Raw genomic sequence first — 24,328 nt, forward strand, 5'->3', positions numbered from 1 at the left:
GCCGTGCTATTCTTTTGGAATGCGCGGCTTGTTTGTATCTGACAATCCCACTTTAACGGGCTACCGTTACACTCTTTATTGACTTACTCTAGGTTGTTTACTTTGTTATGGCAGGAAAAATACCGCGTTCATTTATCGATGATTTAATCTCTCGACATGACATTGTCGATGTCATTGACGCGCGTGTAAAACTCAAAAAACAAGGCAAGAACTTTGGAGCTTGTTGCCCATTTCATAATGAAAAAACACCATCTTTTTCGGTAAGCCAAGAAAAACAGTTCTATCATTGTTTTGGGTGTGGTGTTCACGGCAATGTACTTGACTTCGTAATGGAGTATGATCGATTAGAGTTTGTTGATGCCATCGAAGAGCTTGCCTCGCAGTTAGGATTAGAAGTTCCACGAGAAAATGACGGCACTGCGCCACGTGGTCCTAAAGCGGCTGATAAACGTAATTACTATGAGTTGATGAGCCAAGTTTCACAATTTTATCAATCACAATTACGCGCACCAGAAGCACAAGTTGCCGTAGATTACCTTAAAGGTCGAGGCTTATCTGGCGATGTTGTAAAGAAATTTAATATCGGTTTTATTCCCGATCAATGGGATATGGTCCGCACCCGCTTTGGGCGTGATAATGAATCGCAAAAATCACTTGTAAACACCGGCATGTTGATCGAAAACGACCAAGGTCGTCGTTATGATCGCTTTCGTGGCAGAGTGATGTTTCCGATCCATGATCGCCGTGGACGTGTGATTGGTTTTGGTGGTCGAGTATTAGGTGATGGGACACCGAAATACCTTAACTCACCAGAAACGGATATTTTCCATAAAGGCCGTGAGCTTTACGGTTTATATGAAGTATTACAAACCCATCGTGAGCCTGAAAAAATCATGGTGGTGGAAGGTTATATGGATGTGGTGGCTTTGGCCCAATTTGGGGTCGATTACGCTGTCGCATCACTAGGAACAGCTACCACAGGTGATCATATTCAAAGTCTGTTCCGTCAGACTAGCACCGTTGTGTGTTGCTATGATGGTGACCGTGCTGGACGCGAAGCTGCATGGCGAGCGATGGAGCAAGCATTGCCCTTCCTCACCGATGGTCGCCAGTTAAAATTTATGTTTTTACCTGATGGCGAAGATCCAGATTCGTGTATTCGTGCGGAAGGGAAAGCCCAATTTGAACAACGCATTGATACCGCTACAACGTTATCTGATTTTTTATTTAACAGTCTAATGGTTCAAATTGATACCAGCAGTCGTGAAGGCAAAGCCAAGTTAACCACTTTAGCGGTTCCTTTAATTGATAAAGTACCAGGTGGTACGCTACGACTATACTTGCGTGAGTTACTAGGTAAAAAACTCGGTTTACCCGATGAAGCCCAATTACAACAATTACTCTCAAAACATGGTCAAGTCACAAAGCCTGTCGGCCAAGTACAAATTAAACGCACCCCGATGCGAGAAGTTATTGCCTTGCTGATTCAGCATCCACACTTTGTGCAACAACTTGAATTTGATATGGATGCATTTACTGGTATTGAGCTTGCTGGCTTAAATTTATTGCTATCGATAGTTGATAAATGCCGAAGCAACCCCAATATTAGCACAGGACAGCTTTTAGAATATTGGCGTGGCACCAAGAATGAAGCCATGATGGCTCGGCTTGCCGCGTGGGAGTTGCCGTTGTCAAATGATGAAGACAACAGCCTCGATGTATTTTTAGACGCAATGGATAAGATAATTATCCAATGTGTTAATCAACAAATTGAACAGTTGCAGACTAAATCAAGAACTGTCGGCTTATCAGTCGAAGAAAAGCAGGAGTTACAGCTATTAACGCTGAATCGCCCTGTCTAATAAGTAGTCAACAATTAAGAAATTTGTTATAATGACTGGTTTGCAACTCTGCATACTAAATTATCACTCAGACCCGAAGTTGGATACCGTCTATGGAGCAAAATCCGCAGTCACAGCTAAAGTTACTTGTTGCTAAAGGCAAGGAACAAGGCTATCTGACCTACGCCGAAGTAAATGACCACCTACCAGAAGATATCGTTGATTCTGATCAGGTTGAAGACATTATTCAAATGATTAATGACATGGGCATTAAGGTAGTTGAAACTGCCCCTGATGCCGATGAACTCATGATGACTGAAGATAATGCCGACGAAGACGCCATTGAAGCAGCGGCGCAAGCATTATCAAGCGTAGAAAGCGAGATCGGTCGCACAACTGACCCAGTACGTATGTACATGCGTGAAATGGGTACGGTTGAACTACTTACTCGCGAAGGCGAAATTGATATCGCAAAACGCATTGAAGATGGTATTAACCAAGTTCAATGTTCTGTTGCTGAATACCCTTCAGCAATCGCTCACTTACTTGAGCAGTTTGACAAAGTTGAAGCTGATGAACTTCGTCTAACTGATATCATTTCAGGCTTTGTTGATCCTAACGAAGAAGCGACCGCAGCACCAACAGCAACGCACATTGGTTCAGAGCTAAGCGAAACTGATCTTGAAGATGAAGATAAAGATCTTGAAGACGATGATGACAATGATGATGAGACGGACGAAGAAGAAGACGACGGCAGCATTGACCCAGAACTAGCACGTGAAAAGTTCCTAGAACTACGTCAGTCCTATGAAAAAATGGCATTAGCTATTAGTGAAAATGGTCGTCAACACGCTACTACCGAAGTTGCCGTTGAAGAGCTATCAGAGATCTTCAAGCAATTCCGTCTGATTCCGAAGCAATTTGACCGTCTAGTTAGCTCACTACGTGATTCTATGGATAAGGTACGCACTAACGAGCGTCTTATCATGCGTATGTGTGTTGATAACAGCAAAATGCCAAAGAAAACATTCATTAGCCTATTTGGTGGTAATGAATCAAACAGTGATTGGATTGACACAGCACTTAACTCAGGCAAGCCGTACGCTGAACGTCTAAAGAACTATGAAGAAGATCTTCGTCGTTCGACGTTAAAGCTACGTATTCTTGAGCAAGAAACCGGCCTGTCTATTGAGCGTATCAAAGATATTAGCCGTCGCATGTCAATCGGTGAAGCGAAAGCACGCCGTGCGAAAAAAGAGATGGTTGAAGCAAACTTGCGTTTGGTTATCTCTATTGCCAAAAAGTACACCAACCGTGGTCTACAATTCTTGGATCTTATTCAAGAAGGTAATATCGGTCTAATGAAAGCGGTTGATAAATTTGAATACCGTCGTGGTTACAAATTCTCAACTTACGCAACATGGTGGATCCGTCAGGCAATCACACGTTCAATCGCTGACCAAGCACGTACTATTCGTATTCCAGTACACATGATTGAAACCATCAACAAATTGAATCGTATCTCACGTCAGATGCTTCAAGAGATGGGTCGCGAGCCGTTACCTGAAGAGTTGGCTGAACGCATGCAAATGCCGGAAGACAAAATCCGCAAGGTATTAAAGATTGCTAAAGAGCCAATCTCAATGGAAACCCCTATCGGTGATGATGAAGATTCGCACCTAGGTGATTTCATTGAAGATACAACACTTCAGCTACCTATGGATGCAGCAACGGCAACAAACTTACGTGCTGCAACTAACGATGTACTTGCTGGCCTAACGCCACGTGAAGCTAAAGTACTTCGTATGCGTTTTGGTATCGATATGAATACCGACCATACGCTAGAAGAAGTGGGTAAGCAGTTTGATGTTACTCGTGAGCGTATCCGTCAGATCGAAGCAAAAGCGTTACGTAAATTACGTCACCCTAGCCGTTCTGATGTACTTCGTAGTTTCCTTGACGAATAAGTACACGCGATAATGTAATCAAAAAAGCGAGCTCTTAGCTCGCTTTTTTATTATATGCAATAACGACATTAAAAGTTTGCGAGACTTATTCTATTTTTCTAACTGTCGAAAAAGCAAACAATTTTTTAGTGTTAATCGCTAGACAAGCGTTTCGCCATCCCCTATAATTTGCCGCATATGGCCCCTTAGCTCAGTGGTTAGAGCAGGCGACTCATAATCGCTTGGTCCCCAGTTCAAGTCTGGGAGGGGCCACCAAAATTTCAAAAGGCTGAAGTATTTTTACTTCAGCCTTTTTTGGTTTTCAACGACAGTAATATCATCAATACGGCATATTTTACTGTCGTGCCAGCATAAAAAATATCATTAACACACCGACACTTGATAAATAGCAAAGCTTTGTTTTTATTTTTCCACATAATCATCATTTTTATGTCACACGCACCATCGACAATGAACAGCTATATCTCAGGGTGCTAAATGGTGGAATATCTGCTATAATCCTGCGCTTGAATATTGAGACTAAAATCAATGTTTAATAGGCATTTTTCTGCTCGTTAACTCGTAATAGTGACATACTAAATGGCGTTTTCTAGCATGTAGATGAACTTTACAAAAGCGCATTAACGCTTTTTTAAAGTAATATTGAAAGAGTTTTTTATTTATTCATTATTCACTATCAGATAACAAAATAAATTGGTTATTTGGTAATGGTTAATGTTAATTTTCCCTTGGGTAGCAAGTTCGTCCGGAGAGTATCCTCAATGAAAAAGACCAAGATCGTATGTACGATTGGACCGAAAACTGAATCTGTAGAAATGCTTACTAAACTAGCTAACGCTGGTATGAACGTAATGCGTCTTAACTTCTCGCACGGTGACTTTGAAGAGCACGGTCAGCGTATCACTAACTTACGTGAAGTTATGGCTAATACAGGTAAAGAACTAGCAATCTTGCTAGATACTAAAGGTCCTGAAATTCGTACTATCAAGCTAGAAGGTGGCAATGACTTCACTCTAGTAGCTGGTCAAGATTTCACTTTCACAACAGATACATCTGTAATCGGTAACCAAGACCGTGTGGCTGTGACTTACCCTGGTTTTGCTAAAGACCTAGTAAAAGGCAACATTATCCTTGTAGACGACGGTCTAATTGAAATGGAAGTGTTGGAAACAACAGAAACTGAAGTTAAGTGTAAAGTACTTAACAGCGGTGACCTAGGTGAAAACAAAGGTGTTAACCTTCCTGGCGTTTCAGTAAAACTTCCAGCACTTGCTGAAAAAGATAAAGCTGACCTTAAGTTTGGTTGTGAGCAAGGTGTTGATTTCGTTGCTGCATCTTTCATCCGTAAGGCTGAAGACGTGCTAGAAATCCGTGCGCTACTAGAAGCAAACGGCGGCGCTAACATTCAAATCATCTCTAAGATCGAAAACCAAGAAGGTGTTGATAACTTTGATGCTATTCTTGAAGCATCTGACGGTATCATGGTTGCTCGTGGTGACCTTGGTGTTGAGATTCCAGTTGAAGAAGTTATCTTTGCTCAAAAGATGATGATCGAGAAGTGTAACCGCGCTCGTAAAGTGGTTATCACTGCAACTCAAATGCTTGATTCAATGATCAAGAACCCACGTCCAACACGCGCAGAAGCGGGTGATGTTGCTAACGCAATCATGGATGGTACTGATGCAGTAATGCTTTCAGGTGAATCAGCTAAGGGTAAATACCCAATTGAAGCTGTAACTATCATGGCGCAAATCTGTTCTCGTACCGACAAAGTACTTAAAGCTGAGCTAGGTTCACGTCTAGATAGCCCACGTCTACGTATCACTGAAGCGGTATGTAAAGGTGCAGTTGATACAGCTGAGAAGCTAGGTGCTCCACTGATCATCGTTGCAACTGAAGCAGGTAAATCTGCTCGTTCAATCCGTAAATACTTCCCAACAGCACGTATCCTTGCTGTAACAACAAATACTAAGACAGCAGCACAGCTATGTCTTTCTAAAGGTGTTACACCTGTTGTTGTTGAATCAATTGACAGCACTGACGCATTCTACCTTCGTGGTAAAGAGCTAGCGTTAGAAACTGGTCTTGGTGCTAAAGGCGATATCGTTGTAATGGTTTCTGGTGCACTTGTTGCTTCAGGCACAACGAATACTGCATCTGTTCACGTACTATAATCGTTCGTAAACAGTGATAAAAAAGGGAGCTTTGGCTCCCTTTTTATTTGGACAAATTACGCTGTTTTTAATCTTATTCGCTTTCAATATTAGCAACCCTCACTTGATTTATAAAATAACCACCACCAAAACTTTATTGGCATATCATTTTATAAATATATAGCTCGTAATTGTTACATTCTTGGTGTCAATCCATTCGAATCCTTGTTTATCCCTCTCTTTAATGTTTAAGCGATAAACAAAGCCAGTTATACTTCTTATCAATAGGTACTAGCACACATAACATTGACAATGTTATGTCTGTATTGTGTCGAATAACAATAACAATAAAGAGGGAAACTGTGTCCAGTCCTACGCAAACAAATAAAATCATGGAGGTCATACGACAAGATATTTTGCTTGGCAAATTGACTCCCGGACAAAAACTTGTTGTTGCCGATTTAAAAGAACATTATCAAGTTGGCGCTTCACCTATTCGTGAAGCTCTTGTCCAATTATCGTGGAAAAAGTACGTCAAGTTTGCGCCACAAAAAGGCTGCTGGGTAGCACCGGTATCGGTTGAGGAATTGACTGATCTTTTCAATGCTCATCAACTAATCTCACATGAGCTGTTAAGAAAAGCGATTTTACAAGGTAATGAAGCTTGGGAGCTCAACATCCTTACCAGTTACCATAAGTTAAGCCGCCTTAACCCAACCTCTGATGACGCTGATCTTTCTGAGTGGGAGCAACGCCATGGCGATTTTCACATTGCTATTTTATCTGGCAGTAACTCACCAGTGTTACTTGATCTTTATGTTGATATCTACGAACAAATTAAACGTTATCGCCACATTTGGCTGAGCAAATTACGAGATAGTGATAGCCGTTACAATGATGACGGTGAACATGAAGCATTAATGAAGGCGGTATTAGATCGTGATATTGAGCTTGCCCAAACGATTCTAAATAACCACTCTAAAAATGCTGTTAGCTCGGTTAGTCCTTATCTGTAGTTTTACGCTAATAATTAAATAAAAAACCCATGACACATTGATGGCATGGGTTTTCTTTTATACGGTTGCAGCTATATTTTTAGCGCCCGCTCCCCACGAGCAAGACCAACAACCCCACTACGCGCAACTTCAATAATGTCTGTTGCTTCACCGACCGCTGCTAAAAAAGCATCGAGTTTTTCGCTGGTACCCGTTACTTGGATGGTATAAATCTGACTGGTCACATCAACAATTAAACCACGGAATATATCAGCTGTACGTTTCACTTCTGCACGAGCAAAACCACTGGCTTTGACTTTTACGAGCATTAACTCACGCTCAATATGATCCGATTCAGTGATATTACTGACCTTTAAAATATCAATTAACTTATGCAGTTGTTTCTCTATTTGTTCGTAAGCAGCTTCATCTTTAACATGAGTGGTAATATTTAACCGTGATAATGTGGCATCATCAGTGGGCGCAACGGTTAATGACTCAATGTTATAACCGCGCTGAGAAAACAGCCCCACCACTCGAGAAAGCGCACCTGGCTGATTTTCAAGTAATACCGAAATAATTCTACGCATTAAGTTCGCTCCGTCTTGCTTAACCACATATCACTCATTGCACCACCACGAATAAGCATTGGATATACGTGCTCAGTTTCATCAACACTAATATCAATAAATACCAACTTATCTTTTAAGGCTAATGCTTGCTCTAATTGCTGATCCAGCAATTTGGGATCAGAGATCCTTACGCCCACATGACCATAGGCTTCTGCAATAGCGGCAAAGTCAGGTACAGAGTCCATGTACGATTGAGAATGGCGACCTTGATAAATCATATCTTGCCATTGCTTTACCATGCCAAGAAAACGATTATTAAGATTGATAATTTTCACGGGAATATCGTATTGCAATGCGGTTGAAAGCTCTTGAATATTCATTTGAATACTGCCATCCCCCGTTACGCACACCACTTCTGCATCAGGTAAGGCAAATTTAACCCCCATCGCGGCAGGTAAACCAAAGCCCATAGTGCCAAGTCCACCTGAGTTAATCCAACGGCGCGGCTTATCAAACGGATAATACAATGCAGCAAACATTTGATGCTGACCAACATCAGAAGTGACATAGGCATCACCACCAGTAAGACGGTACAAGGATTCAATCACCTGTTGCGGCTTAATACGCTCACTGGTGGTGTCATACTGTAAACACTGACGCTGACGCCAAGTTGCAATTTGTTGCCACCATGGCTGCAATAATTGTTGATGCTCAACACTATCTTGTTCATTAATCAGTTTAATCATGCTGGTGAGTACTGTCTCTGCCGAACCAACAATCGGAATATCAACCGCGACTGTTTTTGATATCGATGAGGGATCAATATCGATATGCATAATGGTGGCATTTGGACAATATTTCTCAAGGTTATTGGTTGTTCGATCATCAAATCGAACCCCAATACCAAAAATTAAATCTGCGTTATGCATTGCCATATTAGCTTCATAGGTGCCATGCATACCGAGCATGCCTAAACATTTCTGATGTGTACCAGGAAAAGCACCAAGCCCCATAAGGGTATTAACCACCGGAATATTTAAGCTTTCAGCTAAGGTCATTAGTTGCTCACTGCAACTTGACATAATTGCACCACCACCGACATAGAGCACAGGTTGTTTGGCGGCTAATAAGGCTTTAACACCACGTTTAATCTGGCCTTTGTGACCTTGTGTGGTCGGATTATATGAACGTAAAGCAATCGACTCAGGATACTGATACGGATAGGTTTGTGCTGGATTGAGCATATCTTTAGGAATATCGACCACAACAGGTCCTGGGCGGCCACTTGCAGCAATATAAAACGCTTTTTTGATAATAGTGGGAATATCTTCAGGTTTTGTTACCAGAAAGCTGTGCTTAACCACCGGTCGTGAGATACCAACCATATCACACTCTTGAAAAGCATCATTACCAATTAGATTACTCATCACTTGGCCAGACAATACCACTAATGGAATTGAGTCCATATACGCCGTTGCAATGCCGGTAATCGCATTAGTTGCACCAGGGCCTGAAGTGACTAACACGACCCCAACATCACCCGTTGCTCGTGCATAGCCATCAGCCATATGTACTGCGGCTTGCTCATGACGTACTAGCACATGTTCAATATCGCTTTTTTCATGCAGCGCGTCATAAATATCAAGAACCGAACCTCCGGGATAACCGAAGATATGCTTAACGCCTTGATCGATCATTGATCGAACGATCATATCTGCGCCAGACAACATTTCCATATTTTGTCTCCAGATCGATGAAACATAGTTAGGGCTTATTTTTAGCCTAATAAAATACATGACTAAGCATGCTATGTTTATCACAGTTGCAATAACAACCACGAATAACCTTAACAACCTTAACGCTTTTGCAGCATTCATTGCTAGATCAAAATAGGAATTTACGGTTTTTATCTGCTGCGGGTGCAATTACCAATGCTTTATATAAAACATTATCTGACAAGCTGCTAGTAACCACTATTACCAACTAATAAACTAGAGGTTATCACTATATAACAGCCATAAAAAAAGAAGCCGAATGGGCTTCTTTCTTAAATATAAGCAAAAAACAACTTAGTCGTCTTTTTGTTGGGCTTTTTTGTGGCTTTCTTCGTACATATGTTCAATCTCTTTATGGTAACGATCTTGAATCACTTTACGACGTAATTTTTGAGTTGGTGTCAGTTCACCTTTATCCATCGAAAACGATTTTGGTAATAAGGTAAATTTTTTCACTTGCTCAAAACGGGCTAAATCTTTTTGAAGCTCAATAACACGTTTTTCAATTAACTCAACAATTTGGCTATGTTTAACCAATTCCATTCGGTCTTGATATTTAATGTTAAGTTCACGTGCATGCTCTTCTAGGCTTTCAAAGCACGGTACGATCAATGCTGATACGAATTTACGTGTGTCAGCAATAACCGCAATTTGTTCAATTAGATGATCTTTACCAATCGCACCTTCAATCACTTGTGGTGCAATATACTTACCGCCCGATGTTTTCATTAACTCTTTGATACGATCAGTAATAAACAAATTACCTTGCTCATCGATATAACCCGCATCACCCGTTTTAAGAAATCCATCATCAGTAAAGTTGTTCGCTGTCTCTTCTGGCATATTGTAATAGCCACGCATCACCATCGGACCGCGTACTAAAATTTCATTATCTTTACCAATTTTAACTTCAGCACCTGGCATTGGCATACCAATTGAATCAGGGTTATAACAGCGATCATCCCAACAAGACACCGTCGCAGTGGTTTCTGTCATGCCATAGCCTAACTTTACGTTAATCCCCATAGCATGGAAAAAACGACCAATGCCAGCATCTAATTTAGCACCACCACATGGCATACACTTGATATTACCACCCAATACCGCGCGCAGTTTAGACAGCACCATTTTATCAGCAAGGTTATAACTCTTTTTTAATAACCATGATGGTTCACGACATTGCTGGCGGGCAAGTGACATTCTTGCTCCCATATTCACAGCCCAAGTAAAAATAATCTTACGTTGAAACGGTGCTCGCGACACTTTTTCATGAACGCCAGAATATATTTTCTCGTATACCCGCGGCACAGCAGACATGTAATTAGGCTTTACATCCACCAATGCTTCTTTAAGCTTATTGGTGTCAGAGAGATAGCAGTTAATCACACCACGGTGCAACACATAGAATGTCCAAGCTCGCTCAAACACATGTGATAACGGCAAAAAGCACAATGAGGTATCGCCTTCATCGAGTGCTAAACGTTCATCATGCGCAATAATTTGTGAGGCAACATTGGCGTAATCTAACATCACCCCTTTTGGCGTACCGGTAGTGCCAGAGGTATAAATCAGGGTTAATAAATCATCCATTACGAGATTATCAAGACGCCTATCGAGTTCAGGCTGATGCTCTGCACTTGCGGTCTTTAAAAAATCGGCATAATGACAAACTAACGGGTGCTGAGGTAATTCCACATTATCGGTTAGGGCGACAATGCGTTCTAAATTTGGACATTGGTCAGCTATCGCAACAGCAGTATTTAGCTGTGCTTGCTCGCCAACAAACAGTACTTTAACATTCGAATCTTGCAGAATATAAGCCGTTTGTTGAGCGGTATTGGTTGGATAAATAGGAACCGTAACACAACGGTTATACAGTGAGGCAAAATCAGCAACAGTCCAACGAGGCATATTATTAGCAAAGATACCCACTTTATCTTGTACTGCTAACCCTTGATTTAACAATGCTAATGCTAATTGTTGAATTTTTTCACCAAAATTATTCCAGCTAATATCTTGCCACTCACCATTAACTTGATGACGTAAAGCAGGACTGTCGCCTAAGCGCGCAATTTGCTGACGAATGCGGTGAACAATATGGAAATCATGTTGTGCCATAAGTACTCTATTTTTTTAGCTTACACTTGTAAGCTTATTTTGAGAGGTGCAGTCTACAATTCAGTCTTTAAAAAGCCAACTATAATGCATATTAAATTATAGGTTCTAATGATCCATATCACTGTATACCTGCTTACTTATTGTCTTCAATAACTTTTTAACTAAACAATAAAAGTGTAAGAATCTATAAATAACATGACCTCATAACCAAAAATCGTAATAAATAATTAGCGCAGAAATATCAGCTTTAAGTCATGCCAATTAAAATACCATTACGTTAGCTGATATGATTTTACTCAACCAATAAAAAAGCCAGCATTTAAGCTGGCTTTATAGTAGCGCTATATCAATTATTAGCTGGTCAGATCACCACAGATAGCCATTAGTTGATCACGCATCCAGATATTACCTTTATCTTTCTGCGTAGATTCATGCCAGCTTAGGTAGCCGGTGATCTTGGCGTTAGCAAAGGGTAATGGTAATACCTTAAGTTGTAAGTTATCAGCAGACGCTTCAGCTAACCAGCGTGGAGCAACAGCAATCAACTCAGATTGGCTAACCACAAACATAATGTCGTTTAGACTTGCACCTTGATATGCATCCTGACAATTTACTGCACTGTGGTTATAAATGTCATCAGCGAACATTTTGACATCTGATACTGATTTTAGAACTGCATGCATTTCAGTATTAAAATCATCAGCAGTGATACTGTCACCAATTCGAGGGTGGTTATTAGCAACAATTGCCACTAACTCATCACAAAATAGCTCGGTACTACAAAAACCATCTTCGTCAAATCGTGCGTAATCAATTACAAAATCCACTTCTTGATAACGCATTTTTTGTGGCAATTCTGCATCTAATTCAGCTTCTAGTTGGAGTTGAATATTTGGTGCTTGATCGCGCATCGTCGATAATACTGTTGGCGCAAAACGCATATCAGAAGGGCTACAAATGGCAAGTTTAAAAGTGCGGTTTGATGTTAATGGCGTAAAGATAGAACATGGCAATTCATTTTTTACTAATTGTAGTGCCTGACGCAATGGACCAAATAATTGTTTAGCGCGTTGCGTTGGTTGAATACCACGACCATGACGAATAAATAATTCATCGTTAAACATCACTTTTAAACGTGCAACTGCATTACTTACTGCCGGTTGCGACATACCTAAATTTTGCGCAGCGCGAGTAATATTTTGTTCCTGCATAACAGCATCAAAAACGGTTAATAAATTAAGATCAACACTGCGTAATGTTGATTCCATACTGTAATTATCAACGGCAGAAACTGAAGTAGTCGTTCGGCTCATGGTATACCTCTAAAATTTAATTATTATTAGTGCATCGCAATGCCATACTTACTTAGACGTTATTTTAATTATCTACAGTGTCTGCTTTGAATGCCCTTGTTGGGATGCATTAAGTATCAACCATATAGATTGATGAAACTAATAATAGAAAATAAGATAATATGAACAGTCACTTATTTAATTATAATTCAGGAAAATAAAACATTAAATTTCAATACCTTAGATTAAAAAATAGGCCATTTAATTTTAATATAAATAAAACAATCGTTAATAAAATAAGATAAAATAGCGTTTTTATTTCAAGAATTATCATTTATTTTCAATTTAAAATTCACAACAAAAATAATACCCACCTACTATATATTTAATTTTTATCTATATTTTAAGTTAATAATTACCGACATATAAATATAACAATTAATAGCGATTACTAATTATTATATTATTGATTAAACATATAATTGATATTCTTATTAATATTAACTATCAACTTCTACTCTTATCGTTAGTAAGCACCTACTCTAAAACTGATTTAGCATCATCTTGCTCGCTGTTGATAGCATAAACCCACATGTAAAGTACAAAAAAAACACAACTTTTGGTTGACCTATAGCCTGTCTATTTGATATTCATTTGTTAACTAAATTAATTGAAGTCTTTAATAAAATGAAAACACGTTTCTCTATCCTCTTAGCTCTCCTCCTTATCGTGACATAATCACGCGGGTTGCTATCGAGTGGGAAACACCACCAAAGATTTCAAAACCCGCGCAAACAAGCGCGGGTTTTTTCATATTTTGACCAGCGCAAGTGGATGCGGAACTCAGCCTTATATCGGCTTATATTTAAAAGGATGTCACTATGAAAGATCAGGTCATTATTTTTGATACAACCTTGCGTGATGGCGAGCAAGCATTATCAGCCAGTTTAACCGTTAAAGAAAAATTGCAAATAGCCTATGCGCTTGAACGTTTAGGTGTCGATGTCATCGAAGCCGGCTTTCCTATCTCATCTCCCGGTGATTTTGAATCAGTACAGACTATCGCAAAGCACATTAAACATAGCCGTATCTGCGCCCTTTCTCGTGCCGTAGCAAAAGATATTGATGTAGCAGCTGAATCATTAAAAGTCGCCGAAGCATTTCGCATTCATACCTTTATTTCAACCTCAACGGTTCATGTGCAAGATAAACTACGTCGTAGCTATGATGATGTAATTGAAATGGGTGTTGCCGCGGTAAAACGGGCACGTAAATATACTGATGATGTCGAATTTTCTTGTGAAGATGCAGGCCGGACACCGATTGATAATCTATGCCGCATGGTAGAGGCTGCTATCAATGCCGGTGCCAATACCATTAATATTCCAGACACTGTTGGCTATACCCTACCAAGTGAATTTGGTGGCATTATTAGCCAACTGTTTGAACGTGTGCCTAATATCGATAAAGCCGTCATCTCTGTTCACTGCCATGATGATCTTGGCATGTCAGTCGCTAACTCAATGGCAGCAATTCAAGCTGGTGCTCGTCAAGTTGAAGGAACCATAAATGGTCTTGGTGAACGTGCTGGTAACTGCGCCCTCGAAGAAATAGCAATGATCATTAAAACTCGCCAATCACTTTTGGGCGTCCATACCAATATCAAACATGACGAAATTCACCGCACCAGTAAAATGGTCAGTCAGTTATGCAATATGCCAATTCAAGCTAATAAAGCCATTGTTGGCGGCAATGCCTTTAGTCACTCTTCAGGTATTCACCAAGATGGCATGCTGAAAAATAAGAACACCTACGAGATCATGACCCCAACTTCTATCGGCCTTAAAAATCAGGCTTTAAATCTAACCAGCCGTTCAGGCCGAGCCGCCGTTAAAAGTCATATGGATACATTAGGCTACACTGAACACGACTATGATCTGGATAAACTTTACGCTGACTTCTTAAAGCTAGCTGATCGTAAAGGCCAAGTATTTGATTACGATCTAGAAGCATTAATGCATTTTGCTAATCTGCGCGATGAAGATGACTTTTTCAAAATAAACTATTTAAGCGTGCAATCTGGCAGCGTGATGGCCACCACTAGTATTAAGCTTCAATGTGGCAGCGAAGAAAAATGTGAAGCCGCTGTGGGCAACGGGCCTGTCGATGCGCTTTATCAATGTATCTATCGTCTAACCGGTTATGAAATCGTATTAGATAAATTTGATCTTACCGCCAAAGGCGAAGGTGAAGATGGCTTAGGCCAAGCAGATATCATTGCTAATTATAAAGGTCGCAAATATCACGGTACCGGTTTAGCCACCGATATTGTTGAGGCATCAGGTCAGGCTCTGATCCATGTTATCAATAGTATTCATCGCGCAGATCAAATAGCAACCATCAAACAACAACATAGCCAATAACGGATTAAGAATTCCATTTTATTTTTGGTACATTACGGAGAGCATCTACCATGGCAGGTTCATATAATATAGCAGTACTACCCGGTGACGGTATTGGCCCAGAAGTCATGCAGCAAGCGCACAAGGTATTGGCTGCGGTACAACAAAAATTCGATATAACACTTCATTGTCACCAGTTCGATGTTGGCGGTATTGCGATTGATAATCATGGTTGTCCGCTGCCGTTAATTACCCTAAAAGGCTGTGAAGCTGCAGATGCGGTGTTATTTGGCTCTGTCGGTGGCCCTAAATGGGAACACCTAGCCCCTAACGATCAACCTGAACGTGGCGCTCTATTGCCGTTGCGTAAGCACTTCCAATTGTTTTGTAATCTACGTCCGGCACAAATTCACCGTGGGTTAGAACGCTTCTCACCACTGCGCGCTGATATTTCTGAGCAGGGTTTTGATATTGCAGTCGTACGCGAACTCACTGGCGGTATTTACTTTGGTCAACCCAAAGGCCGTGAAGGTGAAGGGGCGCAAGAAAAAGCATTTGATACTGAAATTTATCATCGTTATGAAATTGAGCGGATTGCAAAAATTGCGTTTGAATCGGCACGATTACGCCGTAAAAAAGTATGCTCAATTGATAAAGCTAACGTTCTGCAAAGCTCAATTTTATGGCGAGAAGTGGTTGAAGAAGTTGCCGCAGATTATCCCGATGTCAGCTTAACTCACATGTACATTGATAACGCCACCATGCAGCTCATTAAAGATCCATCGCAGTTTGATGTGATGCTATGTTCAAATATTTTTGGCGATATTATTTCTGACGAATGCGCCATGATCACAGGCTCAATGGGCATGTTGCCATCTGCAAGTTTAAATCAACAAAAATTTGGTATGTATGAGCCTGCAGGCGGCTCAGCACCTGATATTGCAGGTAAAAATATTGCCAATCCAATTGCACAGATTCTATCAGCAGCCTTAATGCTACGTTATAGCCTTGGTGAAGAAGAAGCAGCACGCGCCATAGAAAGAGCGGTTGCTCAAGCACTTGAAGCAGGAGAGCTGACGGCAGACTTAGCTGGCGCAGGTGTAGCCCTAACCACCAGCGAAATGGGTGACAAAATCGCAGCCTATATTCAGCAAGCATAAGGAGCATCATTATGTCGAATAACACATCATCAACGACTGCTAAAACACTATATCAAAAAGTTTATGATGCTCATGTCGTTGTTGCAGCAGCGGGTGAAAACCCAATTTTGTACATTGATCGCCATTTAGTGCATGAAGTTACCTCACCGCAAGCATTTGATGGTTTACGCGAAAAAGGTCGTCGTGTTCGCCAAGTCGCTAAAACCTTTGCCACTATGGATCATAATGTTTCTACTCAAACCAAAGACATCAACGCATCAGGTAAAATGGCACGAATCCAAATGGAAACACTTGCCAAGAACTGCGCTGATTTCGGGGTTACATTATATGACTTGAACCATAAATATCAGGGTATTGTCCATGTGATGGGGCCAGAACTTGGCATTACCTTACCCGGTATGACCATTGTTTGTGGTGACTCACATACCGCTACCCATGGTGCATTTGGTGCCTTAGCTTTCGGTATTGGTACCTCAGAAGTGGAGCACGTATTAGCCACTCAAACTCTAAAACAATCTCGTGCTAAAACCATGAAGATTGAAGTTAACGGCAAAGTAGCGGAAGGCATTACCGCTAAAGATATTGTACTGGCCATTATCGGTAAAACCACCGCAGCTGGCGGAACCGGTTATGTGGTTGAGTTCTGTGGCGAAGCAATCACCGATTTGTCTATGGAAGGTCGAATGACCGTTTGTAACATGGCAATTGAACTTGGTGCTAAAGCTGGCTTAATTGCACCGGATCAAACCACCTTTGATTATATTAAAGATCGTAAGTTTGCTCCCAAAGGTACTGATTTTGACGCTGCGGTAACATACTGGACATCCTTGAAATCCGATCCTGAGGCCGAGTTTGATGCGGTAGTGACACTGGATGCTAAGGATATAAAACCACAAGTCACATGGGGTACTAATCCTGGTCAAGTGATTGCGGTAGATGAGCCTATTCCAGCACCTGAAAGTTTTACTGATCCTGTAGAACAAGCATCTGCAAAAAAAGCATTAGCTTATATGGGATTAGAAGCTCAAAAATCACTGTCTGATTACTCTGTCGATAAAGTGTTTATCGGTTCTTGCACTAACTCACGTATTGAAGATATGCGCGCAGCAGCAGCGATTGCTAAAGGCCGTAAAGTGGCCGCTAACGTTCAAGCTTTAGTCGTTCCAGGCTCAGAACAGGTCAAAGCACAAGCAGAGCAAGAAGGATTAGATAAAATCTTTCTTGATGCAGGTTTTGAATGGCGTCTACCTGGCTGTTCAATGTGTTTAGCAATGAATAACGATCGCTTAGGCCCTGGTGAACGCTGCGCTTCTACTAGTAACCGTAACTTTGAAGGTCGCCAAGGTCGTGATGGTCGTACCCATTTAGTTAGCCCCGCCATGGCAGCTGCGGCAGCCTGTGCTGGTCACTTTATCGATATTCGCCAACTTGATCCCGTATCTGCGTAACAAAAGGATTTGAACATGACAGGTTTTACTCAACATACCGGATTGGTGGTGCCATTAAATACTGCCAATATTGATACCGATGCCATTATTCCAAAGCAGTTTTTACAAAAAGTGACGCGTACAGGTTTTGGGCAGCATTTATTTCATGATTGGCGTTTTTTAGACGATGCTGGTAAACAGCCTAATCCTGATTTCATAATGAATGCTTCGCGCTACCAAGGCGCAACCATTTTACTGGCACGTGAAAACTTTGGCTGTGGCTCATCGCGCGAACATGCACCATGGGCCTTGGCTGATTACGGCATTCAAGTCATGATTGCACCTAGCTTTGCTGATATTTTTTATGGTAATTCAATCAATAACCAAATGATTCCTGTTCGCCTGACCGAACAACAAATTGATCAATTATTTGAATTTGTTGAAACAACCGTTGGCGCAACGATCACGGTTGATCTTGAAGCTATGACTGTCAGTGCTAATGGCCATCAATACTCCTTTGAAATTGATGAATTTCGTCGTCACTGCTTATTAAACGGACTTGATAACATTGGCTTAACCCTGCAACACCAAGCAAAAATTACCGATTACGAAGCCAATATTCCCACTTATCTTGCGTAGCTCGCTCGGCTAATAAAAACGCCTGCTCATCAGCAGGCGTTTGTTTAGCATGTCATAATGTACAGTGTAATAAATACCATTTTATGGCGGTCTTAATTGTTATCTTCTTTTATCAATGGAATATTTATGCGCGTAATCTTAGGCTTGTTATTAATGTTATGGTCGGTGAATCTTTTCGCAGCGCCAAAAGCAGATCTATTACCTTATTGGCAAGATCAACGTGCCACAGATCAACGTCAAATTGATCATCACCAATGGCAACAGCTATTGGATAAATATTTAGTCGTACAACCTCAACAAACACTGTTTCGCTACAACGCAGTTACCCCTGCTGATAAACAACTATTACAGAATTATATTAGTCACTTAACTAAACTTGACCCACGCCAATATAATCGCAAGGTGCAATTTGCTTACTGGGTTAATCTATACAATGCCCTAACAGTACAATTGATCATTGATAATTATCCTCTAACTTCAATCACTAAACTGGGCGGCTTTTTCAGTTTTGGACCATGGGATCAAGCCATTGTAACCATCAATAATAAAACCCTTAGTCTTAACGATATTGAACATCGAATATTGCGCCCTATTTGGCGTGATCCTCGTATCCATTATGCGGTTAATTGTGCCAGTTTAGGCTGTCCCGATTTACTGCCACACGTGTTTGATAGCCAGCAACTAAATAGCCAACTTGATGCAGCTGCCAGTCGCTTTATCAATAGTGATAAAGGGGTACGAATCAATTCCAAACAAACCACTTTATCGTCTATTTATGATTGGTATAGTAGTGATTTTGGCAATCAACAAGCGTTATTACAGCATATAAATCATTACCGCACTGATAATAAAATCAACACTAATAGCCTCAAATATGATTACAACTGGTTGTTAAATAGGAAGCTATAACTTAACAACCATTACAGGTACAATACTCGCGTTCTCATTGGGGAGCCACTAGGCTGAGATTGTTGTTATTATCTTGATTGATATAGCAGAACCCATTGAACCTGAACCAGGTAATGCTGGCGTAGGAATTGAGAAACGCACTGGTATCTACCATTGCCCATCTGCTATTACAGCTGATATTTACCCTCTCAAGCCTGTGCCGCTCTCTCTTTTATTTTGTTCGCAGGATGCTGACATCAGGAGCGCATAGTGAAAATCAGTTACACACTTTTACCGCTAATATCGATAGCGTTATTGTCAAATAACGCCTTAGCGGCCGATAACACCCTTAATGTTTATACTTACAGCTCATTTTCATCTGAGTGGGGTCCAGGGCCTATTATCAAAAAAGCCTTTGAAGCCCAATGCGATGGTTGCAAAGTTAACTTTGTCTCTTTAGAAGATGGCGTCTCGATTCTTAATCGAGTCCGTTTAGAAGGCAACCGCAGCCAAGCGGATATTCTATTGGGGCTTGATAACAACCTGATGACTGAAGCCAAACAAACGGGACTACTGGCAAAACAACATGTTGATCTAAGTAAATTAACCTTACCTAAAGGCTGGCATGACGATACCTTTATTCCCTATGATTATGGCTATTTTGCGTTTGTTTATGACAGCACCAAATTACCCCATCCACCCACCAGTTTAAAAGCGCTGGTTAACGATCAAAATATCAGTGTCATCTATCAAGATCCTCGCACTTCAACCCCAGGGCAAGGGCTGATGCTATGGATGAAATCGGTATATGGTGATAAAGCCGCCGCTGCATGGCAACAGCTTGCCAAACATACGGTGACGGTAACTAAAGGCTGGTCAGAAGCTTACAGCATGTTCCTTGATGGTGAAGCCGATATGGTATTGTCATACACCACCTCACCGGCCTATCACATCATCGAAGAGCACAAAAACCAGTATAAAGCGGCTAATTTTAAAGAAGGCCATTATATGCAAGTGGAAGTGGCCGCTAAAATGAAAAATAGCCCCCATCCTAAACTTGCCGATCAATTTATGCAGTTTATTGTTAGTGACGCTTTTCAATCTCAAATCGCGACTCACAACTGGATGTATCCGGTCACCAAACAGCCACTGCCAGCCGCTTTTAAGCAATTAACCATTCCTGATAAAGCATTAGAATTTAGTGCCGATGAAGTGGCTCAAAAGCGTAAAACATGGATTAGAGAGTGGCAGCAAGCGCTGACCCAATAATGGCATACCGCTGTGAATAAACCTGTAACTCAACTATTGCCCGGACTATTCAGTGCTGGGCTTATTCTCTTATTGGTGATCGCTGCGATCACTAGCCTGATACTCCATGCTGGGCAATGGCAACTAAGTAGCTTATGGCACGATCCTTATCTACGTCATGTGACTCGATTTAGTTTTTACCAAGCCTTGCTATCGATGCTACTTAGTATCGTACCTGCAATTGCAATAGCTTACGCGCTATCACGACGCCATTTTATTGGTAAACAGCTGCTATTACGTTTGTTTGCAATGACGCTCGTAATGCCAGTATTAGTGGCGGTGTTTGGTCTATTAGCTATCTACGGTAAAAGTGGCATTATTAGCCATGGATTAAACCTGTTGGGATTACCACGGCTAAACATCTATGGTTTAAGCGGCATTTTACTGGCGCATGTGTTTCTTAACTTGCCGTTAGCGGTGCGGTTTTTACTTCAAAGTCTAGAATCAATCCCCCATGAACAACATCAATTAGCGGCCCATTTAGGCATTCGCGGCTGGCATAAATTTAAGTTCGTTGCTTGGCCACGGCTACGCCAACAATTACCTCATGTTGCTGGGCTCATTTTCATGCTGTGTTTTACCAGTTTTTCGGTGATCATGTCGCTAGGTGGTGGCCCGAAATCAACCACCATTGAACTGGCAATTTACCAAGCGATTCGCTATGACTTCGATCTTGCTACAGGGGCTATTTTAGCGCTGTGGCAAATGCTACTTTGTGGTGGATTAGTACTACTTAGTCACCGCTTTGCAAAACCACTAGCAACTTTTAGCGCTTCTGTTGGTAACAATGTGGCCAACTATCAAGATAACTGGCGCGCAAAATGCTGGGATTGGAGTTGGATCACCGCTGCGATATTACTGGTGATCCCACCGATTATTGCGGTATTTGTAGCAGGACTTAATCGCCAGTTACCGCAGTTATTACAACAGCCAGCATTATGGCATGCAGTGGCTAATTCACTGCAAATAGCGCTAGTAGCATGTGGGTTAGCGTTTGTGTTTGGAGTGATGATCCTATTGGCTAGCCGTCAGTTACGTTTAAATAAACACGCTATTGGTGCCGATAGTATCGAGATGATCGGTACCATTATATTAGTCACTCCAGGGTTAGTGTTAAGCACCGGTATCTTCTTACTATTACGCCAATACACTGATGCCTATGGCGCCGCTTTTTGGGTCGTGGTTGGGGTTAATGCGTTAATGGCGTTGCCTTATGTGATCAAAACGCTTAGCCAACCGATGTTACACATTGCCCAGCAATACAACACGTTATGTCGAAGTTTAAACATGAGCGGCTGGTCGCGGTTACGATTAGTAGAATGGCGAGCCTTACGTAAACCAATCGCACAATCACTGGCTATTAGTTTAGTGCTGTCATTAGGCGATCTCGGCGCGATCGCTTTATTTGGCAGTCAAGATTTCCAAACCCTACCACTGTATTTATTTCAATTAATGGGCAGTTACCGTATGGATGGGGCTGCGGTGGCGGCATTATTACTATTACTGCTCAGTTTGGGCTTATTTAGCGCGATTGAATACTGCGTTCAACCTCGACGCACTAAAGGTAAACACCATGCTTAATGTCAACCAACTCAGTTACACCTATCAGCCGCAACGCCAACATGAACAGCCAATGACGTTAAGCTTTAACTTTAGCCTTCAGCAAGGGGATATTGCTGCGCTTATTGGGCCAAGTGGCGCAGGGAAAAGTACGCTCTTAGCACTTATTGCTGGTTTTCTACAACCAAATAGTGGTGATATTCATATCCACCAGCAGTCAATTATTGGATTGGATCCCGCTCTACGACCATTATCAATGTTGTTTCAAGAACACAATTTATTTCCTCACCTTAGCGTCTATGAAAATATTGCGCTCGGGGTTGATCCACGTCTGAAACTTACCCCTCAGCAGCAACAGCAAGTACACGACGCTGCAGCCAAAGTTGGGCTAGAATCCTATTTAACCCGCTTACCCGAAAACCTATCCGGAGGTCAGCGACAACGGGTCGCCCTTGCGCGTTGTCTTATTCGTCAACGGCCACTATTATTGCTTGATGAACCCTTCTCGGCACTTGATCCCGCCCTGCGTAACGACATGCTCAAATTGGTACAACAATTAGCGCAACAGCAAGCAATTACCGTGTTAATGATCACTCATAGCCCTGAAGATGCTAACAAAATAGCCAATAAGTGTATCTTTGTTGATGACGGTGAAATTAAAGCTCAGGGGAATACCAACGCCCTTCTCAATCATCCGCAACACCCAGATTTACGCCGCTATCTTGGATTAACGGCAGATTAAATAAGCCAAATAAATGACTGCGGGCTCAACACATCCATGCGTTGAGCCCGCTTTATTTTGTCAAGCTAATCAATAACACAATAATTAGCTTAAAGGTTTTCTTCTGCAAACTCGGCTAAACGACTTCGTACCACACCATTAAGATAAATATTGGCACTACCATCAAAATGTTTAAACCGTTCAACAATATAGGTTAAGCCTGATGTCACAGGTGATAAATAATTCGAATCAATTTGCGCCAAATTACCCGAACACACCAACTTAGTGCCTTCACCACAACGGGTAATAATGGTTTTAATTTGAGAAGCGGTTAAATTCTGGCACTCATCCAGCAATACAAACGCATTTTGAATGGAACGCCCACGCATAAAGTTTATCGATTTAAATTGAATATTGGCTTTATCAAAAATGTATTTCATTGAGCCATCAGTACAGACATCATGTTTATGTAGCGCTTCCATGGTGTCGGTGACGGCAGCTAACCACGGCAGCATTTTCTCTTCTTCGGTACCCGGTAAAAAACCGATAGATTCAGCAATTTCAGGGGTATTTCGAGTGACAATAATTTTGTCATACATGCCTTTTTCTATCACTTGTTCCAGTGCCGCTGCCATGGCTAAAATGGTTTTACCACACCCTGCAGGGCCGGTTAAGATCACCAAATCAATGTTAGGATCGAGCATCGCATCCAACGCCATTCCCTGATAAATATTTTTAGGATGCACTCCCCATGCCTGACGGTGCATTAAGCGCTCATAACTAATATCTTTAATGGTGACCTCTTCACCTTCAATCGTTTTTATACGCGCGGCAAATTCTTGACTATCATCCAGTAAATATTGATTCACATAAGGGCTTTCAAATAACGATTTTGGCAAGGTATGTAAGGTTGAGCTACCTCGATTTTCAGAATGACATTCCGCAACATTACTCCAAAAATCACCACTATAACGATGAAACCCCTTACTAAGTAAAGCCACATCATCAATCAATTGATCTGAGCGATAGTCATCGACATTCAATACTCCAGCACCTTTTGCTCGTAGGCGCATATTGATATCTTTAGTGACTAAGACTACGCTTCTTGGAGCATGTTTTTGTTGTAAAAAAAGTACGCTATTAAGAATTCGATTATCACCGGCTTTATCGCTAAACGCATGTACCGTTTGCTTAACTTCATAGTCAGCAAAAATAGCGATAGTGCCATTGTGAGCAATTTTATCATTAAAGGTGATACCCGCTGCAATTTGCTCTGGGGTTGCATCGTGAAAAATATTTTCAAGGGCGCGAATAGCTACCCTTGCATCACGGGAAACATCACGTTTACTGTCTTTGATACGATCTAGCTCTTCCAAAACCGTCATGGGTATCACCACGTCGTGCTCTTGGAAAGAGAAGATAGCGAGAGGTTCATGAAGCAGAATATTTGTATCTAATACAAATAGTTTCCGTTCGGCGTTGTCCATAAGCACCTCCTTGGTAGAGTGGA

17 protein-coding genes, 1 tRNA gene and 1 riboswitch are annotated in these 24,328 nt (G+C 41.3%); of the genes, 13 read left to right on the plus strand and 5 right to left on the minus strand.

The window, feature by feature from the left end; all coding sequences use genetic code 11:
• Window positions 1-107: 107 nt before the first annotated feature.
• The 5 genes from dnaG to G6R09_RS16975 all read left to right on the plus strand — a co-directional run bounded on the left by dnaG (window position 108) and on the right by G6R09_RS16975 (window position 6,977).
• Window positions 108-1,862 carry a DNA primase gene (gene dnaG, locus G6R09_RS16955; RefSeq protein ID WP_065166864.1) on the plus strand — a complete coding sequence of 585 codons (1,755 nt, stop codon included), beginning with the start codon at window positions 108-110 and terminating at the stop codon, window positions 1,860-1,862.
• 92 nt (window positions 1,863-1,954) lie between these two features.
• Window positions 1,955-3,808, plus strand: a complete 1,854-nt coding sequence (gene rpoD, locus G6R09_RS16960; RefSeq protein WP_065166865.1) for an RNA polymerase sigma factor RpoD — start codon at window positions 1,955-1,957, stop codon at window positions 3,806-3,808.
• A 179-nt stretch (window positions 3,809-3,987) separates the two neighbouring features.
• A tRNA-Ile gene (locus G6R09_RS16965) sits at window positions 3,988-4,063 on the plus strand.
• Between the two features lie 506 nt (window positions 4,064-4,569).
• Window positions 4,570-5,982, plus strand: coding sequence for a pyruvate kinase PykF (gene pykF / locus G6R09_RS16970; RefSeq protein ID WP_163923657.1), 1,413 nt, complete (start codon window positions 4,570-4,572; stop codon window positions 5,980-5,982).
• Between the two features lie 371 nt (window positions 5,983-6,353).
• Complete coding sequence (locus G6R09_RS16975) at window positions 6,354-6,977, plus strand: FCD domain-containing protein (protein ID WP_065166867.1); 624 nt, start codon at window positions 6,354-6,356, stop codon at window positions 6,975-6,977.
• A gap of 71 nt (window positions 6,978-7,048) precedes the next feature.
• Here the strand turns inward: G6R09_RS16975 and ilvN are convergent, their stop codons facing one another.
• The 4 genes from ilvN to leuO form a co-directional block, all read right to left on the minus strand.
• A complete protein-coding gene (gene ilvN, locus G6R09_RS16980; RefSeq protein WP_163923660.1) occupies window positions 7,049-7,546 on the minus strand; it encodes an acetolactate synthase small subunit in 498 nt (165 codons plus the stop codon).
• A complete protein-coding gene (locus G6R09_RS16985) occupies window positions 7,546-9,264 on the minus strand; it encodes an acetolactate synthase 3 large subunit (protein ID WP_065166868.1) in 1,719 nt (572 codons plus the stop codon). The genes ilvN and G6R09_RS16985 overlap by 1 nt, the downstream gene beginning before the upstream one ends.
• Before the next feature lie 333 nt (window positions 9,265-9,597).
• Window positions 9,598-11,421, minus strand: a complete 1,824-nt coding sequence (locus tag G6R09_RS16990; RefSeq protein ID WP_065166870.1) for a long-chain fatty acid--CoA ligase — start codon at window positions 11,419-11,421, stop codon at window positions 9,598-9,600.
• A gap of 353 nt (window positions 11,422-11,774) precedes the next feature.
• Window positions 11,775-12,734, minus strand: coding sequence for a transcriptional regulator LeuO (gene leuO, locus G6R09_RS16995; RefSeq protein WP_065166871.1), 960 nt, complete (start codon window positions 12,732-12,734; stop codon window positions 11,775-11,777).
• A gap of 860 nt (window positions 12,735-13,594) precedes the next feature.
• Between leuO and leuA the strand changes: the two genes are divergently transcribed.
• The 8 genes from leuA to thiQ all read left to right on the plus strand — a co-directional run bounded on the left by leuA (window position 13,595) and on the right by thiQ (window position 22,839).
• Entirely contained in the window at window positions 13,595-15,136 is a 1,542-nt protein-coding gene (gene leuA / locus G6R09_RS17000; protein ID WP_163923663.1) for a 2-isopropylmalate synthase, read from the plus strand.
• A 50-nt stretch (window positions 15,137-15,186) separates the two neighbouring features.
• Window positions 15,187-16,275 (plus strand): 3-isopropylmalate dehydrogenase, encoded by a 1,089-nt coding sequence (gene leuB / locus G6R09_RS17005; RefSeq protein ID WP_163923666.1) that lies wholly within the window; start codon window positions 15,187-15,189, stop codon window positions 16,273-16,275.
• Window positions 16,276-16,286: 11 nt separating this feature from the next.
• Complete coding sequence (gene leuC / locus G6R09_RS17010; protein ID WP_163923669.1) at window positions 16,287-17,723, plus strand: 3-isopropylmalate dehydratase large subunit; 1,437 nt, start codon at window positions 16,287-16,289, stop codon at window positions 17,721-17,723.
• A gap of 15 nt (window positions 17,724-17,738) precedes the next feature.
• Window positions 17,739-18,341, plus strand: coding sequence for a 3-isopropylmalate dehydratase small subunit (leuD, locus tag G6R09_RS17015; protein WP_065166875.1), 603 nt, complete (start codon window positions 17,739-17,741; stop codon window positions 18,339-18,341).
• A gap of 126 nt (window positions 18,342-18,467) precedes the next feature.
• Complete coding sequence (locus G6R09_RS17020) at window positions 18,468-19,250, plus strand: DUF547 domain-containing protein (RefSeq protein ID WP_065166876.1); 783 nt, start codon at window positions 18,468-18,470, stop codon at window positions 19,248-19,250.
• 28 nt (window positions 19,251-19,278) lie between these two features.
• Window positions 19,279-19,395: riboswitch (TPP riboswitch) on the plus strand.
• A 104-nt stretch (window positions 19,396-19,499) separates the two neighbouring features.
• The gene (gene thiB, locus G6R09_RS17025; RefSeq protein WP_163923671.1) at window positions 19,500-20,498 is read left to right on the plus strand and encodes a thiamine ABC transporter substrate binding subunit; all 999 of its coding nucleotides are present in this window, start codon (window positions 19,500-19,502) and stop codon (window positions 20,496-20,498) included.
• A 12-nt stretch (window positions 20,499-20,510) separates the two neighbouring features.
• On the plus strand, window positions 20,511-22,118 hold the full coding sequence (thiP, locus tag G6R09_RS17030; protein WP_163923673.1) for a thiamine/thiamine pyrophosphate ABC transporter permease ThiP: 1,608 nt from the start codon (window positions 20,511-20,513) through the stop codon (window positions 22,116-22,118).
• Window positions 22,111-22,839 (plus strand): thiamine ABC transporter ATP-binding protein, encoded by a 729-nt coding sequence (gene thiQ, locus G6R09_RS17035; protein ID WP_065166879.1) that lies wholly within the window; start codon window positions 22,111-22,113, stop codon window positions 22,837-22,839. Before thiP ends, thiQ begins: the two co-directional genes overlap by 8 nt.
• 89 nt (window positions 22,840-22,928) lie before the next feature.
• Here the strand turns inward: thiQ and G6R09_RS17040 are convergent, their stop codons facing one another.
• Window positions 22,929-24,305, minus strand: a complete 1,377-nt coding sequence (locus G6R09_RS17040; protein ID WP_065166880.1) for a PhoH family protein — start codon at window positions 24,303-24,305, stop codon at window positions 22,929-22,931.
• Window positions 24,306-24,328: the final 23 nt, after the last annotated feature.

Source organism: Photobacterium sp. Alg240-V54, from assembly GCF_900537155.1.
GTDB lineage: Bacteria > Pseudomonadota > Gammaproteobacteria > Enterobacterales > Vibrionaceae > Photobacterium.

Bases quoted from the DNA above. Each gene is read 5' to 3' on its own strand.
- leuO (WP_065166871.1), bottom strand. From the start codon at position 12,734: ATGAGCCGAACGACTACTTCAGTTTCTGCCGTTGATAATTACAGTATG.
- G6R09_RS16990 (WP_065166870.1), bottom strand. From the start codon at position 11,421: ATGGCACAACATGATTTCCATATTGTTCACCGCATTCGTCAGCAAATT.
- leuB (WP_163923666.1), top strand. From the start codon at position 15,187: ATGGCAGGTTCATATAATATAGCAGTACTACCCGGTGACGGTATTGGC.
- G6R09_RS17020 (WP_065166876.1), top strand. From the start codon at position 18,468: ATGCGCGTAATCTTAGGCTTGTTATTAATGTTATGGTCGGTGAATCTT.
- G6R09_RS16985 (WP_065166868.1), bottom strand. From the start codon at position 9,264: ATGGAAATGTTGTCTGGCGCAGATATGATCGTTCGATCAATGATCGAT.
- rpoD (WP_065166865.1), top strand. From the start codon at position 1,955: ATGGAGCAAAATCCGCAGTCACAGCTAAAGTTACTTGTTGCTAAAGGC.
- thiQ (WP_065166879.1), top strand. From the start codon at position 22,111: ATGCTTAATGTCAACCAACTCAGTTACACCTATCAGCCGCAACGCCAA.
- G6R09_RS16975 (WP_065166867.1), top strand. From the start codon at position 6,354: ATGGAGGTCATACGACAAGATATTTTGCTTGGCAAATTGACTCCCGGA.
- leuC (WP_163923669.1), top strand. From the start codon at position 16,287: ATGTCGAATAACACATCATCAACGACTGCTAAAACACTATATCAAAAA.
- pykF (WP_163923657.1), top strand. From the start codon at position 4,570: ATGAAAAAGACCAAGATCGTATGTACGATTGGACCGAAAACTGAATCT.
- leuD (WP_065166875.1), top strand. From the start codon at position 17,739: ATGACAGGTTTTACTCAACATACCGGATTGGTGGTGCCATTAAATACT.
- dnaG (WP_065166864.1), top strand. From the start codon at position 108: ATGGCAGGAAAAATACCGCGTTCATTTATCGATGATTTAATCTCTCGA.
- leuA (WP_163923663.1), top strand. From the start codon at position 13,595: ATGAAAGATCAGGTCATTATTTTTGATACAACCTTGCGTGATGGCGAG.
- G6R09_RS17040 (WP_065166880.1), bottom strand. From the start codon at position 24,305: ATGGACAACGCCGAACGGAAACTATTTGTATTAGATACAAATATTCTG.
- ilvN (WP_163923660.1), bottom strand. From the start codon at position 7,546: ATGCGTAGAATTATTTCGGTATTACTTGAAAATCAGCCAGGTGCGCTT.